Genomic DNA, 18,866 nt, shown 5'->3' with positions numbered 1-18,866 from the left:
GGACATAGGAGGACTCTATGCTAGACTATCTGATCAAACGGACGGTGCAAGTGCTAGTCGTTCTCTTCTTGGCTCTGACGACAGTCTTTTTCATTATCCGCCTATCGGGAGATCCAACCGCACTGTTTTTGCCACCGGATGCGCCACGGGAGCAGTTGGAGGAATTCCGCAAAGCACTCGGATTTGATCGCCCACTGTACGTCCAATACACGGAGTTTATGACCCATGCGGTGCAAGGAGATTTCGGAAACTCCTTGCGCACGAGAGAGGATGCTTTGCAGACGGTGCTCAACCGCATTCCTGCAACCTTTCAGCTGGCCTTTACAGCTCTGGGACTCTCCCTGTTGATTGCCATTCCGATCGGCATCAACTCGGCTTACAAGCGCAACACCCTCTTTGACCAGACAGGAGTGGCTTTTACGGTTTTAGGGCAGGCGCTTCCCAGCTTTTGGCTCGGGCTGATCCTCATCTACGTCTTTGCCGTTCAGTTCAAATGGCTGCCGACCGGTGGAGGAGGTTCGATGATTCATCTCATCTTGCCTGCCCTGACACTAGCGGCGTACAGTGTGGCACGATTTGCACGGTTTACCCGCTCGACCATGCTGGATGTTCTGAGAAAAGACTATATCCGGACGGCTAAGGCATCAGGCATTCCGATGTACAAAATCCTGTCTGTCTACGCCTTGAAGAATACGCTCATTCCGATCATTACCCTCGTCGCACTGGATTTGGGCGTGCTTCTCGGTGGTGCGGTTATTGTGGAGGTAGTCTTTGCTTGGCCAGGGCTCGGACGTCTACTCATGCAGTCCTTGCTCAATCGCGATTTTCCGGTGGTCATGGCTGGCGTGTTTTTGATTGCCTTCATCTACTCCGTGATTAACTTTGTGGTGGATGTGCTCTATGCCTACGTGAATCCACAAATTCGGTATAAGTAGGAGGGCCACCAGATGAACCAAACAACCGTAACGGAATCCAATGTCAAAGCGCAACTGCTGAAAAAGAGAAAGGCAGGCTCTGGAAAAGCGGGCTTCTACCTTCGACAGCTGAAAAAGAGTCCGTCAGGGATGGCAGGCTTTGTGATTATCTTGATCGTCCTGTTTCTGGGCATCTTTGGCTCTTGGGTCGCTCCTTATGATCCCAATCTGGCGGAGCTCAGTAAAAAGCTGCTTCCCCCGATGTCTGAGGGTCATTTGCTTGGAACGGATCAGCTAGGGCGCGACATCTTATCCAGATTGATACACGGAACAAGTGTGTCTCTCATCATCGGGAGCTGCGCGGTGGTGGTAGCGGGAGCTGTCGGGACGACCTTGGGCGTTATTGCCGGTTACTTTCGCGGGTGGGTTGATACCATCATCATGCGGCTGGTAGATGTCGTACTCAGCTTTCCGTTTATCTTGCTCGTTCTGGTCATCAACGCGGTGATCGGAACAGGGTTGAAAAACATCATTCTTTCCTTGGCAATCGCAGGCTGGGTCATTTATGCACGAGTGGTACGCAGTGAGGTACTGGCATTGCGGGAAAAGGAATTCATTGTCTCGTGTGTAGCTACAGGAGTACCACGCTGGGAAATCATCCTCAAGCACATCGTCCCGAATCTGTTTACGCCGATTATTGTGCTATCGTCTCTGCAAATTGCCACCTACATCATCGCGGAAGCATCGATCAGCTTTTTGGGATTCGGGGTTCAACCTCCACAGCCAGCATGGGGCAATATGCTGAGTGAAGGAAAGGACTACATTTTCAGCGCCTGGTGGCTGATCACGTTCCCGGGAATCGCGATTGTCGTCACGGCGCTTGGGGTCAATTTGTTTGGGGACTGGCTACGAGATGTACTCGATCCAGAGCTGAAGGGCAATTGAAAGAGGTGAAAAACATGCGAGAGCGTGCCCCCATTCTGGAAGTAAGGCAGCTAAAGACACATATCAAGACAGCAAACGGAATCGTGAAAGCGGTAGATGGAGTAGATTTCACCATTTATGAAGGGGAGACGGTGGGGATCGTCGGGGAATCAGGCTGCGGCAAGAGCATGACCTCTCTATCCGTAATGGGACTGCTTCCCAAACCGATGGCATACATCGAGTCGGGTCATATTCACTTTGCGGGCAGAGATCTTACGCAGTTGTCTGAAAAAGAAATGCGCAAGCTGCGCGGAAATGACATCTCCATGATCTTTCAAGAGCCGATGACGTCACTGAATCCCGTTTTTACCATTGGCCAACAGCTCAGCGAACCACTGAAGCAGCATACACGGCTGAACAAAAAAGAGATACGAAATGCCGTTATCTCGATGCTGCAGTCGGTCGGAATCCCAAGAGCCGAACAGATCATCGACGAATATCCGCACCAGCTTTCGGGAGGGATGCGGCAGCGGGTCATGATCTCGCTAGCCATGCTTTGCCAGCCAAAGCTGTTGATTGCCGATGAGCCGACTACGGCTTTGGATGTGACGATCCAGGCGCAAATCCTGGAGCTGATGAAAGCGATCAAAGCTAGTACAAATATGGCGATGATGCTAATCACACATGATCTGGGTGTCGTGGCAGAAATGTGCGATCGGGTCATGGTCATGTACGCGGGGCAGGTAGTGGAAAGCGCCGATGTTCGTACGATTTTCAACCGGCCGACGCATCCCTACACACAAGGACTGTTAGCTTCCATGCCTACCGCCAATGAGCGCAAAGGAGAGCTGTCGTCTATTCCGGGCAGTGTTCCGCGCCCAGATGAAATACCGCCTGGCTGTGCATTTGCGCCACGCTGTTCCATCGCTACCGACCGATGCAGGCAAGAGCGGCCTTTGCTGCATGCATACGAGAACCAATGGACCCGTTGCTGGCATCCCATCAGCAAGCCCTCGGAGGTGACACATGCTACCTGAGCCATTACTCGAGATCAAGCAGCTGAAAAAGTACTACGAGATCAAAAAGGGTTGGTTCCAGCCCGTACAGCAGGTACGTGCCGTCGACGATGTCACGTTCACCGTGTATAAAGGCGAGACGTTTGGGCTGGTCGGAGAGAGCGGGTGCGGAAAGTCGACTACAGGGCGGGCCATTCTCCGACTGCAGGAGCACACATCCGGTGAAATTCGCTTTGCGGGGAGAGACATTTCCGGGCTTCCTTATACAGAAATGAGGCAGTTGCGCCGAAAAATGCAAATGGTATTTCAGGACCCATACGCTTCCTTGAACCCGAAAAAGACGATCCTGCAAATTTTGACGGAGCCTTTACGCGTCCATGGGCTGTACACGCCGGAAGAACGCGTGCAAAAGGCCATTGAAATGCTTGAAATCGTGGGACTGTCTGAATATCATCTGCATTCCTATCCGCATGAATTTTCTGGTGGTCAGCGGCAGCGTATCGGCATTGCCCGCGCCGTCATCCTGCAGCCTGAGCTGATTATCGCCGACGAGCCTGTGTCTGCCCTGGATGTTTCCATACAGTCACAGGTGATAAATTTGCTTTTACAGCTGCAACGCGATTTTCATCTCACCTATATTTTTATCTCCCATGATTTAGGGGTAGTCCGGCATATGACTGACCGGGTGGGTGTGATGTACCTGGGAAAGCTGGTCGAGCAAGCCAAGACAGAGGAGCTCTTCCGAAGCCCCAAGCATCCTTACACAAGAGCCCTTCTATCTGCTGTACCGATTCGACATCCAGATGAGGAAAAAGAAAGAGTCGTTTTAAAGGGAGACGTTCCCAGTCCGCTTAACCCACCAGAGGGATGCCATTTCCATCCACGCTGCCCGGACTGCATGCAAATTTGCAAGACAGACAAGCCGCCAGTCGTGGAAGTGGGAGATCATGTCGTCGCTTGCCACTTATATGCAACTGAAAACAGATGAAAAGAGGAGATCAACATGTTACTCGCCATTTCTAAGGAAGAACTCATCGGCCGCCAGAAAAAGCTCATGGAGAAGCTATCTGCAAACGAGCTGGATTGTGCCATTCTCTTCAGTGTTGTCGATATTTTTTACCTGACTGGCTTTCATTTTCACCCAACTGAAAGACCGATCGGCTTTTTCATCGACCCGCAGCAGAAGACTCATCTGTTTGTTCCCGCTCTTGAGCATGAGCATGCAGAAGAATTCGCCAGCGTAGACCATGTTCACTCCTATCCGGAGTACCCCGGGCTTCGCCATCCGATGGAATACCTGAAGGATGCATTGGTTGAAGCCAATTTTTCCGGAAAGCGAGTCGGCTTTGATGCAGAAGGCTACGGCTCCTCGATGGGGTACCGTGGACAAAAGGTTCGTCAATTTTTAGAGGCAAAAGACTTCACCTCGATTTATGGCTGGGTCGAGGAAATGCGCGTCATCAAGTCGGCAGCTGAAATTGAGCTGATCAAAGAATCGTGCCGCTGGGGAAATCTCGCTCATCGCTTGCTGCAAAAGTATTCCAAACCAGGCTTGAGCGAAATTGAAATCACATCCAAGGCTTCTACCGAGGCGACCATGGCCATGATCGAAACCTTGGGGGCAGACTATAAGCCACACGGAAATACGGCCTATGCCATTTTCCGCGGTCAGGTCGGGCCAATGTCTGCTTTCCCGCATGCCGTTACCCAAAACCTCGTGCTGAAAAAAGGAGATACCCTGGTGACGGGAGCCGCTGCAGATGTCTGGGGATACCATAGTGAGCTGGAGCGGACGATGTTTGTCCAAGAGGCAAACGAAGAACAGGAGAAATACTTTTCCTACATGGTGCAGGCGCAAGATATCGCTTTTGCACACATCAAGCCCGGCAAGCCCATGTCCTATGTAGAAGAGGCAGTTCAAGCCTTCTTTAAAGAAAACGGAATTTCGCATCTGACCTCCCATCACACAGGGCATGCGATCGGTCTTCTGGGACACGAAGCGCCATTCTTCGACCTGGGAGATCACACCATCATGCAGCCCGGAATGGTCATGACGGTAGAGCCGGGGATTTACGTACGCGGACTGGGCGGATTCCGTCATTCGGATACGGTCCTCGTAACAGAAAATGGGATGGAAATGCTCACTTACTACCCAAGAGATTTGGGCTCGATGATCTGCGTATAAGCAGTAAAAGAAGGGCAGAAGAGGGTTGTCGCTTATGGTGACAGCTCTCTTTTTTTGCATGGCAGCTCTTCCTTTGCTCAAAAAGCACTCCATAATAGGGGAGTACGCGCGTTTAGGGAGTACCCGGGTATTCTTTGTTTCGTAGCGGAAGGCAGCGGATCAGGACCAGGGAGAAATCCCTTTATTGTAATGAACCGAGTCCAAAGAAAATAATGGATGAGACTGGCGATCAGGTTAAGCTACCGTGCAGATTAGATTCGCAATCTGTAAGAAACAATCTGAACTGCAATATCCTAAAATATAGTTTATGTAGACATCCTCCGTAAAGCCGAAAAGAATAAACGACAGACGCACACAAAGGAGTGTAGTCATGAAACTTCTGCTCACATCTGCAGGCATCAAAAACCAAAGCATACTCGACGCACTGGTTGACATGCTGGGCAAACCGATTGCCGAGTCTACCGCCCTCTGCATTACTACTGCGGTGTACGCCATACGGGGTGGTGCGGGCCATGCATGGCAGTTCTTTAGCGGGCAAGCCTCCACACCGATGTGTGAGTTAGGCTGGAAGTCCATGGGGGTTCTGGAGCTAACCGCGTTGCCTAGCATCGATGAAGAGCTTTGGGTACCTACGGTCAAGGAGACTGACGTTCTCCTCGTAAATGGCGGTGATCCCTTGTTTCTGTGTTACTGGATGCGGCAGTCCGGACTGGCAGAGCTCTTGCCGTCGCTGAACTTAGTCTATGTGGGACTGAGCGCCGGGAGCATGGTGATGGCGCCTAACATCGGTGATTTCTTCGTTGGATGGACTCCACCCAATGGTGGCGACGAAACGCTAGGACTGGTTGATTTTGCAATATTTCCGCATCTGGATCACGAGATGCTGCCGAGAAACACCATGGCTGATGCAGAGAGATGGGCCGCCGGGATGCAAGGGCCAGCGTATGCGATCGATGATCAGACCGCTATCAAAGTGATCGACGGAGCGGGTGAAGTTATCTCCGAAGGGCATTGGAAGCTGTTTTTGCCCTGATAATACTCCGTTTTTTACCGATAAATAGGTGAACCTTAGCAAGGACTCTAATTTAAGATTTCATTTCCATCGGACAAATAGAGCCTGCTAAAGAGCAAACAGAAAGTAGGGAGTATCATGAGGTTTCATTAAGCGAAGAGAAGCGGCAAACTTGTATGCGGTGATTACATTTACAAATTCATACAAAATCTGAAGTGAGCTAAAACTGTGCGTTGTGGGAGCGGTTAGCAGTGAAGGGTAGGGAATAAGCAGCGGAGAAGCGTGGGGGAATGAAGAGAGCAGAATAAAGAATATCGGGAGAACGGAGGACCCGTAACACGACGAAGCAGAGTGCCGCCCTTTGGCACTCCTTTCGTTTTATTTTTTCTTGTTTCTTTCGAGGTAGTGAGCCAGGTTGTTCAAGGTATCTTCGTAGGATCTTTTCTTTTGCGTAGTAGTTGTTGTATTTGGTTTCGCTTTTACTTTTGTCATGGTGGGCCTCCGGTCATTTTTAGTTATAGTTATCATAATTATAATATAAGTGAATTTACAAATAATGTAAATAGTAATTTTAAAATTATTTAAAAAAGTTTTTTTGTGGTTTAATGATAGCTTGGCAGTTACATGGTGAAACCTCATGAATCGGTCACCAAGGACAGCATTGATAAGCATGATAATGAACGTTTGATAGGCTCAATTTGAAACCTGCGAACGTAACAGCTGCTGATGCAGCGTATCATCGATAAATAACACGTGAACACATATCCAGGATTGCTGTGATCTATGAAGCTAGCATTTTTCTCCAAGCGGTGTCATTTGAGATATTTGTTTGAAACTAAGCTAGCGATACATAAACAACCAAGGTTCGATCAAGATTTTGGACGCTGCTAGATTTGTAACTGATTTGAAAGATGGCCAGCAACGATTATACTTGCTGATTTACGTTATTTAAGATCCGGATGTGCTGGTGAGCGAACCATGATGATTTGCAACCAAACAGCGTCATAGTTCATAAGAACAGAGTGTACTCCCTAGCCATAAAAGCTCAGTTTGTTTTGAGTCCGATAATATATATTATGTAAACTTATAAAAAGAGAAGAAGTTCTGGATGTGTGTAAGTACCAGGTATTTATGATAATGACTGTTTGGAATGGTTGGTTTGCACCAGAAGCATTATAAGATCTCTTATAATCCGGCTAAGTCCAGCTAAGTCCATGTCTGAATGATCGGATCACTGTGTACATGGTTTTAAGGATGCATCTATCGTAAATGGTTTTGGTTAATTCACAGGATTGTACAGTCTATATGACAAAGTTCAATTAAATTTAACGACGTGGTCGATATATGGCAATGTAAGATTATTTTATAGTGGATAGTAATGAAACCAAGGTAACCTCACAAGACAAAAAGGTACTCTTCTGCTTTTTTAGTAAAAATAAATTTCAGTTCATGAAATGGCGTTTTTATGTACTGAAATTTATTAATGAAAAACGAAAAAAATTGATTGTAACAATTTGTTATGCGGTGAGGAAATAATTCATTAACTTTCAAGCCTATTTCTCATAACGTCCTCTTGCATCGAACCTCTTCTCTATGCGTACACGATTAGAAACTTGATCTTGAGTTAAGCTCCTCCATCCTTATTTACCTTCCCTTCCTTGCTCCCATCTTGATTTGAATCCGTAACTTACCGGCGATAACCCTTCTCCCTACAATCATTCTTTTATGAACTTAACTATCTATGTACTACAAACGCTGCCATCTAAGTAGCGCTTCAGTCATTCATTTTTCCTAGCCGCCGGATCGTAAAGATATTTCCTATCGATCACGATAGATGCCCTTGTGAGTGCATCTCGGTATAAGAAACCCTTCTATCCATACTGAATTGTGATCCCAGTCTATGGATTTCCAATATGATTAGATATGATCGTATGGAATACTCGTATTTTAATAGATTAGTCTAGTCCACTGAGGGACTCCATCCACATGACCACAATTCTAGGAGACAATTCCTTTGCTACTCCCTGCACTTTTTTATTACGTCCTGCTGTTGTTTAAGAAATGGTTCTCTGCTTTCACTTTTTCAAGCTTGATTTCTTTCACTAGAACACCTGCCGATCGGATATCGATCATATGTGTGCCTATGAAGCAGATATCTTTTATAGCTACTATCGTACGCGGCAGATCCGGTTGATTTATATTATCGATCAACACAAAGATGCCTTGCTATAGTGGAGCGCACTGTAGCAAGGCAAAAAGTCGTTTTAAGCTGGTGCTGCGAGCCCATCCGTTAGTCTGACTCTAACGATCATGGTGCATCATAGATGGTCGCTCCCTTTTGGAAAGCACTCATAGCAGATTTGTCCCTTTATGATTGTTGCACTAGCCTTTTGCGTAATTTCATAGGCAAGCGATTGCCTGTTTGGCGGACTGACTAGGCGACTTAAATTTCTCTCGTGTACATGTTCTGATCGCGCAATCGAACCAGGACCTTGCCAAAACGTCCGCCATGCCGGACGACCACTTGGCCAGACGGATAGGTTTGCTCCAAATAGTCTGCTACTGTTTTTCGAGTCCGCTCATCTGCAGGCTGATCGTGACTATGCAGACGGTTCATCATTTCCTGCAACGCCATTTCTGTAGAGATTTCCTTCGTTGTCGTTTCCCTCGTCACAAGCGACTCATAGGAGTAGCCTTTGAGATACAGCAGATGAAGTAAATATCCGATTTCCTTGTGTTTCGTTGGGAATGGCTGACCGGTAATAAGCGGCCAGATTTCATTTGCCAGACTGTTCTCTGGGGAACTCGCGGGCATGCTGATATAACAAAACTGCCGCGCGCAATGAAGTAGCTTTTCCACGCTCTCCCAATTGAGAAAGACCGGGCACATTGAGGCGAAGACGAGATCGAAGGCATTGCTCCAACCTCTGGCTTGCACGTCAATATCTTCAAACGGTTCGGGTACAATCTTCACCGTATCTACGGGGAATTTTGAAACGTTTTCTTTCAGCAGTTCGACCAAAGGAAGAGAGGATTCTACGGCAGTTACGTGTGCCCCCCGCTCCGCAAAGGGCACCGAAAATACCCCTGATGCGGCGCCAATATCCAACACAGAGGCGTTTTCGAATTGAACCCCTTGTCCTTCAAGCCAGTTCATGATTCGCTTGACCCGTTTCCTTCCTTCTTCATTAAACGATTGTTCGTTGAAAGCTCCTGCCTTTTGATCAAAAGCTCGGGCCGGTACGATTCCAGCCTTCTTCCTATTATTCACGACGGTATCGCCATGATCTTTCCATGCTTTTTCCCAAATGGCTTCATTAAAAAAATCGCTCATAACCGTTCCTCTCGCTTTCTGCTATCGTTTATGGTCTATTAGACGAACGTCCATTATCTTTCAATGTCTCGCCTCCGGTCTCTACAGCCTTATCGCTACTTCTTGTTCTAAAACAGACAGATAAAACCATGTTGTTTTCCGTCACCCCAAGGTGGCCTCTGTGCTATCCTTTATACGTCCAGCATGATCATGAATATAGAGTACTCTTGCTTGAATGCTCATTAGTTCTAAATGGTTGTACAATGACTTATCTCCTCGCTCTCAGCGTAATCTGTTTTCAAGATATCATCTTTCCGAATCAGCTTGAACTATCTTCTTTACGTTTCAACAAATAACCATGCCGTCATTTGAGATACGGCTCACCGCAGTTGCCTTGGCTACTGCGTACGTGGAGACTTTCTAAGAGAGGAAGTCCATGTCGAGCCCTCATTGCGAAATCTGTTCATGACGATCGGATAATGTAGAAATAAAATTATCTCGACTATTTTACCAATTACACAACTTACCAGGGCACGAGAGATTTCATCCCCAATTCTAATTTATACCACAACCTTCTTTAAGCAGCCGTCTGCCCCAACCAATAGAAACAGCGGCAGCCAGTAGACAAGAAAATAATGTCCTAGGCTCCCGCTGTTTTCTTGAAGGCTTGAGAGTACACGGCGATTCCTCTGTGGATGATAGACCAACGTTTGCCAGTGTGCCCCGGTAGAATTCCGAAGCATACTGGCTGCTTTGTCTCATCGAGATCAGACTTTTGGAACAGGATCATGTAACGAAAATTTATCGACGACAGTCATTCCAGTTGTTGAAAAACTGCTCATTGCTTCACATCTTCAAAAGCACTAGATCATTCGGATTTTGGCAAGCAGCTAATCAAATCCAAAAGTATAACCCCCGTGATTTTTGTCACCTAGCAAGAAGAGTACCTTAAAAACACGAAATATTTTACACAAAATATGTTAAATGTACGTATTTTTCGGGTGTTTTCGACATTGTTCTGTCCTATCTCTTCTCCCTCACGTTAGCCCTTTTTTTAAGAGTATTTCCCCCGGCCACTTCCCCTTCGTGGCCTTCCGCCTAGCCATTGATGAACGCCAACAGATCAGAATTAAGGCGGTCCGCATGGGTGATGAATAAACCGTGTGCCGCGTTCTCGTACACGATGAACTGACTGTCTTGGACAAGCTGCTCGGATTTTCGCCCGCATAGGTGAATAGGTGCCGACTGATCCGAGTCACCGTGAATGATCAAAGTCGGTACGTGAATGTCCCTCATCTGTGCTCGCAGATCCGTTTGAAAAATAGCCTCGCCGCAATCGATCGTAGCTTTCGCTGAACACTGCATGCACATCTGCGTGCCCCATTGCATCCTCTCTGCTGATACCGAAATCCCCGGCAAACCTACGCCGAAAAAGGGCGGGGCGTTGTCCGCGAACCATTTCGGCCGATCTTGGGTACGCATCGCGACCATGGTATCAAACATTTTCTGGTCGATCCCGTCAGGGTTGTCATCAGTCTTTTGCAAAAACGGTGCGGTACCCGCCAGTATGGCGATCCGCGCAATACGCTCCGTGCCGTAACGGGACAAGTAGCGAACAACCTCGCCACTTCCCATGGAGTAGCCGACCAGCGTGATGTCTTGCAGATCGAGACAATCGATCAATGCGGCGAGGTCGCTGGCGAGCGTATCGTAGTCGTAGCCCTTTGCCGGCCAATCGGAACGACCGTGCCCACGCCGGTCGTAGGCTATACATCTGAGCCCGCTGGAGACGAGAAACGGCATTTGCAGCTCCCACATTTCGGAGTTCATAAAGGCAGCGGAAACTAGGAAAACCGGCTTACCCGCCCCCCAATCCTGGTAAAACAGGCGTGTACCGTCACGCGTTTCGAAGAGTGGCATGGGTGATCACTTCCCCTCTTCGCGCTCGTATTGCAGAACCTTCAACAGGCAGGCTATGGTCGAGAAGTGCATGGTTTCATGGATGAAGGCAAAATTGAATACTTCTCCAACGGTTTCAAAGCGCAGCGGCCCCATTTCGATAGGCGACTCCAGGTTCTTTTCGAGTAAGTCTGGAGAAAGTTCGGATAGGCTGGCCAGCTGAGTCGACAAGTATTTCACCAGTTCCTCTTTGCTTGGAGGTGCCGCAGTCCAATCGGCCGGCTTCGTCCCGGTATGGAAGAAGGAAGCGTAGCTATCCGGTACGCTAGATGGAAGCGGGAGCCCGAGTGAGAGAAAATAATCCAGACAAAAAGCGATGTGTCCGACATTCCATCTGATCGTATTGGCAAACTGTGGGGACTGCTTGTCAAACAAATCCTCGGGAATCGATTGGATTTGCTTCAGGACTAGCTGGCGAACAGAAATGGCTGTACGAATCATGCTTTGGGACATCAGGGATCTCCTCCGTTTTTTCCTCGATTGACTGCGCGCGCTTATCGTCAAACCAAGTGTATCCCTTACAAATACATCCAACAATCACGTAATTCCGATTATAATGATTAGTAGGAGTAATGATGTCTCACCGGGAGTGTGTTTCTATGGAGCTAAGACAGCTTGAATACTTTATGGCCGTTTGCGAAGAATTACACTTCTCCAGAGCCTCTGAAAAGCTATGTACCACGCAGTCCAACCTCAGCCAGCAAATCAAGCTCCTGGAGAAAGAACTGGGCGTTCCCCTGTTTGACCGAATGGGGAAACGGATTGCCCTGACAGATGCCGGAAAAGTCCTGCTCGATCAGAGCCGCCATGTTTTTTCCCATATTGCCTATGCACGCGATGCGATTGCTGAAATGAAAGACATGCAGGGCGGCTCCATGACGATCGGTGTCCTCCCAGGAGACGCGGATCTGCTGTTCAATGCGCTGCTCGTGCAATTTCACCAGACCTACCCCAAATTGTCGCTGTCTGTCATCGAAACGACGAAAATCATCGAGCAGGTCGCTGCCGGCTCCATTGACATCGGGGTCACGACTCCCCCTTCTCCAGATGAGCGCTTCACGGTTGTCCCGCTGTTTCACGAGGAATTCGCCTTGGCAGTTCGTTCGGATCATCCTCTCGCAGAAAAGGGGAAGATTGCTTTCGAGCAGCTTCGGGACTTGAAATTGGTGATGTTTCCACCTGATCATCAAGTCAGGCAGCTGATCGGCCATTATTGCTTGCAGGCAGGCTTTCGTTTGCAGCCCCATATCGAAACGACTACCTTGTCCTCTCTTCTCTCTCTCGTAGAGCAAGGGATTGGCGCATGCGTACTGCCCCGCTTGCTTTTGGAATCGCTGGGCAAAAAAGAGATTGCGGTCGTTTCACTGGTGAATCCCACTCCCAGCCAAGATATCTGTATCGTGTATCGCTCGGACAAATATTTAGGATTTGCGGCAAAGGCATTTATGGATACGCTGACCCGCTACATACAAGCCGCCAAAGAGCATACAGGAGTTTAACCTACGGTATGATCAGGGTGACCCAATTTGATTTCCTTGGGCAAATTTTCCGCCTTTGACCATTCTTTGAAGGTAAGGATATCAGGGACATACTCCTTTGTTAGACAAAGACCACTTAGCATCTTTCGAATCGTGTCTATTTCCATTTGATTACACTTCGATAAGCCAGTAGATGATAGTTCCATACACTTACCGAAATGCTTTGTTAACCCGTTCAATAGTAAGTTTTTCTCTTGCTGATGTAAGGTATTGAATTCGGATATGATTCTTTCAATGGATTCTTTCATAATCCCTCTCCTTTGAAAATCTCCTTCTCCATTAGGGGAATTGCTATGGTTGCATTTCCATCATACAATCATACATGAACCGAGGCTGCCGAGTTCTATCGGGCAGCCTCGGTTGTTTATGAGAAACAAAGCTTCGCTAACGGCTTACGCCTCTTCGAAAAGCCGCTCGCCCCGATACAACCGAGTGGCAATGCGGGCGATATGGGACTGTTCGCGCGGGGTTGGCGCATGGGCAGCCAGATAGCGGGTCGCTGCCAAAAGCATCGTCTCACCAGCGCGCGCAGCGAAGTCGTCTTGACGTGTTGCCCAACGCTCATATTCGGAGACCGCCGCTTCGTACATTTGAAAGGAATGGAATTCGGCATCTTCACGCAAAAGCGCATGTCCCAATGTATTCAGAATGACGTCAGGGTCGCCGCCGGCGTGCAGGTAACCAGCTGTCCAGCGGGCCGCTTCGTTTACCTGCTGGCGAAGATCCATCATTTGCAGCAGCCGCTCCGGTTTGGCAGTGTCAACGGCGGGGACGATCGAGCCATCTGGGCGTGGTGCCGCAGGGATATTCAAAAATCGATCTAAGTAAATCCGGATGACTCCATGATAGATCGCCCGTAGCAGCAGAGGATGGGTCGAACGGCGCAAACGCTTATGCACGGCATGGGAATAGGTAAAGGTATGCAATACGGAAATCCAATCACTAAAATCATTTTGAGTATGGAAGCGGACGATCCGCTCAGCTGCTGCCAGAGTTACCAGCTGCGCCAACTGAGAGGGATTTGCTCCCGCTTTCAAGACCTCTGTCACGAGATGCACCGTTTCAAGTGGTTCGTCGCTTAACAGTTGATCCACGATTTTCTTCTCGTCCGCTGCGGAAATATCGGTATAAGACTCTACCAGTGGTAAGCTCTCCAGCTGCGCGAAGGCTTCCTTTAGCGGAGCAACCAGATTCACAGGCGACTGCCACTGATGAAGTTCCTCGCTTCGGGTCGGATTGGCGAGGAGCGGAACCAGTGCGGTTAATGTCTGCTCGGCGTGCGCTTCTCCAATAAGGTCAATCGCTTCCAGGGCTTTATTGTGAAAATCAAACGTATGCCCGCCGTCCAAATAAAAGTGGTCAGTCGCCGCGATCAGCATCATCTCCGAAAGCTGTTCCAGGGAAGCGCCTTGGCGGATCGCCGTAAGCAAGACTCTTTCCGCGCCTTGTGTGTCGCGGACCTCGATACAGTTGCGGTACCATTCCGTCAGTCTCTCGAACGGCACGTCGTCTCCCGGCAGCGGCTTAAGCAGATGACGAGCCGGTGCACCAGAGCTGTTACGAGCTACGTGAAGCAGCCCTTGATAAAGCGCGAGGATCGTTCCTGCTTTATCTAGCTTTGGCAGCACGTTCGCCATGGCGGTAAGAATGGTGAGTCCAGAATTCCAGCCTCTCCCATAAACGGTACCGAACTCGATGCCGATCTGCGTGATGTCCGCTGCTGGAACCCCTGCCTCCACCAAGCCAACGACAGCTTTGGCAATGACAAGACCTAGATTTTGCTCCAGACCTTCCCGCAACCGAAGCTTGTATCTTTCAGCACTGCTCGTCTGTTTTGGCTGCGGATTCACCCAAACGATCCCATTTTCAATTTTCACTTCATAGGATGGAACATCGTCCGCCCAAGGGTCCAACGTTCCACCGCTGCAGACGTCAAAGCGCGCATGATGCCAATGGCAAGTAAGTATCCCTTCGCACAAGCTCCCCATATGCAAAGGAAACCCCAAGTGCGGACAGCGATTGTCTACCGCATAAACCTGCTCCTCATGATAGAACACTGCGATTCCGCCGTGGATTAACTTGTGGCCATTCTCTTGAATCGCCTCCAGCGTACCCGCTTGGATCCATGACGAGTTTGGAGTTTGCTGCATACTGATCCCTCCTGATAAGTATTCTGTATTTTCTAATAAAGGCTACCATCGTTCTTTTACTTTGTCAATATTTTAGTTTCTAATGTATATTAACGGAGTGCGCACTCTGCTTCCAATGGTCCGTGCCATGAACCATAAATGAACAGCTAAATCGTTTCGTACCACGCTAAAAAAGATGACAGCCGCGGCTGCCATCTTTTGGAGAACTTTCGCATGAGAATAATACTTCCGATAACTCAATACCTTGTTTAACCAATCCTCCGTGCCTTCCTTCGATTGCTCCATTCGTTGATGACCATGACGAGTAAGAGAACGACTCCCCACATAAAATCCTTGAAGAAATTCCCGACGTGCAAGGCGTTTAAGCCGCTCGACAAAAATTGGAGAGTCAAGACGGCCATCACGATCCCCGATATCTTGCCAAAACCACCTTTTGGATCAACACCGCCCATCACAGCTACCAATATCGCCTGCAAAATGTAGGACGTCCCATAGTCCGCCTTTGCCGAATTGGTCTGGGCGACAATGACCAGACCTGCTATGGCAGCCAACACACCACTGATCGCGTAGGTCGTAAGCAGTACACGCGTGTTGTTTACACCCGAAAAGACGGAGGCTGTTGGATTTGCCCCCAGCATTTGCAGCTTCATCCCGTACGTTTGCTTGTTCAACAGCACATACGTCCCCAAAATACACAGGCAAAACATAAGAAGCGGTACAGGTAAGATCCACAAGCTCCCGTTTCCGATCTTCGTATACAGCTCAGGCAGGCCCACTATAGCTTGCCCCTTCGTTACAATAATGGCAATCCCCATAAAGAGCTGCATCGTACCCAAGGTCACTAGAATGGGAGGAATGCCAATCTTTGTAATCGCAAAGCCGTTAAATAGACCGCATACGAGTCCGACCATGAGTGCAGCAGCCACGCCCAGCAGGATATACAAAAGGCTCTCGCTCGCGGATGCTTCCGCAGGCAGCATTCGCACCATAACCGAAGCCGCTATGATCGAGGTGAGATTGGCGATCCCTACAATGGATAGATCGATCCCTCCGGAAATCATCGAAAGCATCATAGCAAACGCGAAAATACCAAAAACGGGGAACTGAAACGACATTGACGTAAAGCTGTCCAACGACAAAAAAGTGTTGGGACTTAAACCTGCCATTATGACAAAGACGACGAGCATGATGATGAACAATCTAGTCGTGCTTGCATCTTGCGGCAAATAGCGCTTCAAAGAAAAAGACGACCTACTGATTGGCGTGATTGGCCCTGGACTATTCCCGTTTGGGTTTGTCATAGCTACCCTCCTTTCATCGTTAGGAAACGATCGATTTTCGCCTCATGATCGATCTCTTCACCTGATATGCCGCCACGCCCGTTCCGATCAGGATCAAGGCACCGATGACAAATCGCTGCCAATAGGAAGGAATACCCAACAGTATCAAGCTGTTCTGGATTGTGATAACGAGTAATAATCCCAGCAAGGAGCCCAGCACCGTTCCATGTCCGCCCGTAATGCGCGTCCCGCCGAGCACGACCGCTGCGATAATCAGCAATTCCGTTCCCAGCAAGTCAACCGGATTGGAATTTCGCATCATTGTCGTATGAATCATGCCTGCGACCCCGGCCATTAGACCGACAAAACCATAAATAAAAAACTGAATGCGAATGGGAGAAAAGCCGATCCTTTGCGCAGATACGGCATCACCGCCGAGCGCGTAGATGCCTCTGCCCATCATGGTATATCGCAGCAGCAATGCTACGAGTGCAATCACTCCCAACGAAACAAGGACGGCGACCGGTAGCCCTACCGTGATTCCGCTGTCATTCGTAAACTTGAAAATCTGCTCCTTGGAAAAGGTTAAGAGCGGCTTCGGCAAATCGCTGATCTGGCTACTGCCTACAAAGGTCAGGAGAAACCCGCTGAACATGGAAGAGGTACCCAGGGTGACGATCAGCGTGGGCAGGCGGAACAGAGAAATGAAGACAGCATTTATCAGCCCCAGGCACAGACCAATCAACCCGGACAAAAGAAAAGCTACGAGCACGGGGCCGTCAAAGTGCATGGAATGAAGAATTTTCGTGGAGCAAAACATGCTGAAGGTCGCAATGGCAGGAAAAGAAACATCAATCCCTCCCGAAATAATGACCAGCATGGCACACATCACAAAGATTCCGGGAACGATCCCGCTGCGGATTAGATCGAACAGATTGGTGATGGTAAAAAATGCACTGCTTTGGCTGCCGATCACGAGAAACAGCGTCAGGACGACGATGGCTACATAAAATTCACTGGTTTGCATGACCTTTTTCATTGGCTCTCCCCCTGCCGCCTCACTACGATGTGGTTTCTTGCAATCGCGTCCATTCTTCTTGGCTCCATTCCTTACCGGCCATTTGTCCCACCAGTCGACCATTTTTCATGACCAGTATCCGATTGCAGTTATGCTTGAGCTCAGGAAAATCATCGGAGATCATTAACACGCCCATGCCCTCCTGCGCCAATGCGCGTATGACTTGGTGGATGTCTTCCTTTGAGCCAATATCTACCCCGACGGTCGGCCCATTTAAGATGAGCAGCCGCGGATGGGTTGCTAGCCATTTTGCGAGAACGACACGCTGCTGATTGCCACCGGATAGTGTCTTGACCGGCAATGCAGGAGAATGTGCGACAATCCCCAACCTCTTGATCCAATCCTGAACCGTACTTTTCACTTTTGTTCGATTCACCATGCGCGAGCGGCTGGACAGCTGATCGACCACGCTGATCACCATATTCCGCTCGATAGATTGCTCCAAAAATAAGCCTTCGGTCAGACGATCCTCTGGCACGTACGCAATTCGCTGCGCGATCGCATCCTGTACAGAATGGATCTGCTGCTCCTTGCCCTCGATATAGATTTTGCCGCTCGTAGCGCTTCTCAAGCCAAAGAGCGATTCCGCCAGCTCCGTTCGGCCTGATCCGAGCAAGCCCGTCAAACCCACGATTTCCCCTGCTTTGACCTGCAGCGAAATATGTTCAAAGCACCCCTGCAATCCTAAATCTTCTGTTTGCAGGATAGGGATGCTGGCATCTTCTTTTATCTCGTAAAAACTTTCTTCAATTTTTCTTCCTGTCATGTAAAAGACGAGCTTGTCACGATCGAACTGTTGGACCCGTTCGGATACGACGTTCTTACCATTGCGCAATATAGTGATTCTCTCGGAAATCTCAAAGACTTCTTCCAGCTTGTGGCTGACGAATAGAATCGTCATTCCTTCTTTTTTCAGACCGTTAATGATGGAGAACAGGGACCTCACTTCTTTTTGCGTCAATGCTGTCGTCGGCTCATCCATGATAATCAGCTTGGCTTTGTGCATCAGCGCTCGTGAAATGGCAATCAGCTGCTTGTCGGCTACTGACAGCGTTTCGACCTTTGCATCGAGATCCAGCTGGATGTTGACTTTCTCCAGTGCCTGCTTGGCCATCTGCTTCATCCTGCGCCAATGAACCAGCTTTCTGTTTTGGGCCAGCTCAGTATTGAGAGCGATATTCTCTGCTACGGTCAGGTTCGGAAAGATGGAGAAGTCTTGATAAATAACCTGAATCCCTTCGTTAATCGCATCGATCGGAGTCAGCAGCTTGCGTTTCTGACCATGTATCCGCATTTCGCCATGATCCGGTGCGTGCACACCGGACATGACTTTGATCAGAGTGGATTTCCCGCAACCATTCTCTCCGGCTAAACAGTGGATTTCTCCATAATCCAATTCGATGCTGACATCCTTCAGCGCTTGGACCCCGGCAAATGATTTACTGATCCCTGACAATTGTATGAGTGACATGATTGCGGTTCCCCCTCTCTAAACTT

Annotated in this window: 15 protein-coding genes; 7 read left to right on the top strand and 8 right to left on the bottom strand. The window is 48.8% G+C overall.

Annotated elements, in window-relative coordinates; all coding sequences use genetic code 11:
• Positions 1-17: 17 nt before the first annotated feature.
• The 6 genes from EDM59_RS05355 (at position 18) to EDM59_RS05330 (ending at position 6,072) form a co-directional block, all read left to right on the top strand.
• On the top strand, positions 18-935 hold the full coding sequence (locus EDM59_RS05355; protein WP_122922649.1) for an ABC transporter permease: 918 nt from the start codon (positions 18-20) through the stop codon (positions 933-935).
• Between the two features lie 12 nt (positions 936-947).
• Positions 948-1,859 carry an ABC transporter permease gene (locus EDM59_RS05350; protein WP_122922648.1) on the top strand — a complete coding sequence of 304 codons (912 nt, stop codon included), beginning with the start codon at positions 948-950 and terminating at the stop codon, positions 1,857-1,859.
• A 14-nt stretch (positions 1,860-1,873) separates the two neighbouring features.
• A complete protein-coding gene (locus tag EDM59_RS05345; protein ID WP_122922647.1) occupies positions 1,874-2,875 on the top strand; it encodes an ABC transporter ATP-binding protein in 1,002 nt (333 codons plus the stop codon).
• Positions 2,865-3,842 carry an ABC transporter ATP-binding protein gene (locus EDM59_RS05340; RefSeq protein ID WP_122922646.1) on the top strand — a complete coding sequence of 326 codons (978 nt, stop codon included), beginning with the start codon at positions 2,865-2,867 and terminating at the stop codon, positions 3,840-3,842. The genes EDM59_RS05345 and EDM59_RS05340 overlap by 11 nt, the downstream gene beginning before the upstream one ends.
• 15 nt (positions 3,843-3,857) lie before the next feature.
• Positions 3,858-5,039, top strand: coding sequence for a M24 family metallopeptidase (locus EDM59_RS05335; RefSeq protein WP_122922645.1), 1,182 nt, complete (start codon positions 3,858-3,860; stop codon positions 5,037-5,039).
• Between the two features lie 370 nt (positions 5,040-5,409).
• Entirely contained in the window at positions 5,410-6,072 is a 663-nt protein-coding gene (locus EDM59_RS05330; protein ID WP_122922644.1) for a Type 1 glutamine amidotransferase-like domain-containing protein, read from the top strand.
• Between the two features lie 2,422 nt (positions 6,073-8,494).
• Here the strand turns inward: EDM59_RS05330 and EDM59_RS05325 are convergent.
• The 3 genes from EDM59_RS05325 to EDM59_RS05310 form a co-directional block, all read right to left on the bottom strand.
• On the bottom strand, positions 8,495-9,385 hold the full coding sequence (locus EDM59_RS05325) for a class I SAM-dependent methyltransferase (RefSeq protein WP_122922643.1): 891 nt from the start codon (positions 9,383-9,385) through the stop codon (positions 8,495-8,497).
• Between the two features lie 1,077 nt (positions 9,386-10,462).
• Positions 10,463-11,284, bottom strand: a complete 822-nt coding sequence (locus tag EDM59_RS05315; protein WP_122922642.1) for an alpha/beta fold hydrolase — start codon at positions 11,282-11,284, stop codon at positions 10,463-10,465.
• A gap of 6 nt (positions 11,285-11,290) precedes the next feature.
• A complete protein-coding gene (locus EDM59_RS05310) occupies positions 11,291-11,776 on the bottom strand; it encodes a DinB family protein (protein ID WP_122922641.1) in 486 nt (161 codons plus the stop codon).
• Between the two features lie 146 nt (positions 11,777-11,922).
• Between EDM59_RS05310 and EDM59_RS05305 the strand changes: the two genes are divergently transcribed.
• A complete protein-coding gene (locus EDM59_RS05305) occupies positions 11,923-12,822 on the top strand; it encodes a LysR family transcriptional regulator (protein WP_122922640.1) in 900 nt (299 codons plus the stop codon).
• On the opposite strand, the gene EDM59_RS05300 is transcribed toward EDM59_RS05305, so the two are convergent.
• The 5 genes from EDM59_RS05300 to EDM59_RS05280 all read right to left on the bottom strand — a co-directional run bounded on the left by EDM59_RS05300 (position 12,819) and on the right by EDM59_RS05280 (position 18,840).
• Entirely contained in the window at positions 12,819-13,109 is a 291-nt protein-coding gene (locus EDM59_RS05300; RefSeq protein WP_122922639.1) for a hypothetical protein, read from the bottom strand. The genes EDM59_RS05305 and EDM59_RS05300 overlap by 4 nt on opposite strands.
• A 144-nt stretch (positions 13,110-13,253) precedes the next feature.
• On the bottom strand, positions 13,254-15,011 hold the full coding sequence (locus EDM59_RS05295; RefSeq protein ID WP_122922638.1) for a Rieske (2Fe-2S) protein: 1,758 nt from the start codon (positions 15,009-15,011) through the stop codon (positions 13,254-13,256).
• Between the two features lie 248 nt (positions 15,012-15,259).
• Entirely contained in the window at positions 15,260-16,312 is a 1,053-nt protein-coding gene (locus EDM59_RS05290; RefSeq protein WP_122922637.1) for an ABC transporter permease, read from the bottom strand.
• Positions 16,313-16,331: 19 nt separating this feature from the next.
• Positions 16,332-17,330: an ABC transporter permease gene (locus EDM59_RS05285; protein ID WP_122922636.1), complete on the bottom strand. Its 999-nt coding sequence runs from the start codon at positions 17,328-17,330 to the stop codon at positions 16,332-16,334.
• Between the two features lie 22 nt (positions 17,331-17,352).
• On the bottom strand, positions 17,353-18,840 hold the full coding sequence (locus EDM59_RS05280; protein ID WP_122922635.1) for a sugar ABC transporter ATP-binding protein: 1,488 nt from the start codon (positions 18,838-18,840) through the stop codon (positions 17,353-17,355).
• Between the last annotated feature and the right edge of the window lie 26 nt (positions 18,841-18,866).

It is taken from the genome of Brevibacillus nitrificans, assembly GCF_003710965.1.
GTDB lineage: Bacteria > Bacillota > Bacilli > Brevibacillales > Brevibacillaceae > Brevibacillus > Brevibacillus centrosporus.
Note: the sequence above shows the minus strand (reverse complement) of the source record. Positions and strands in the feature narration are given on the sequence as shown.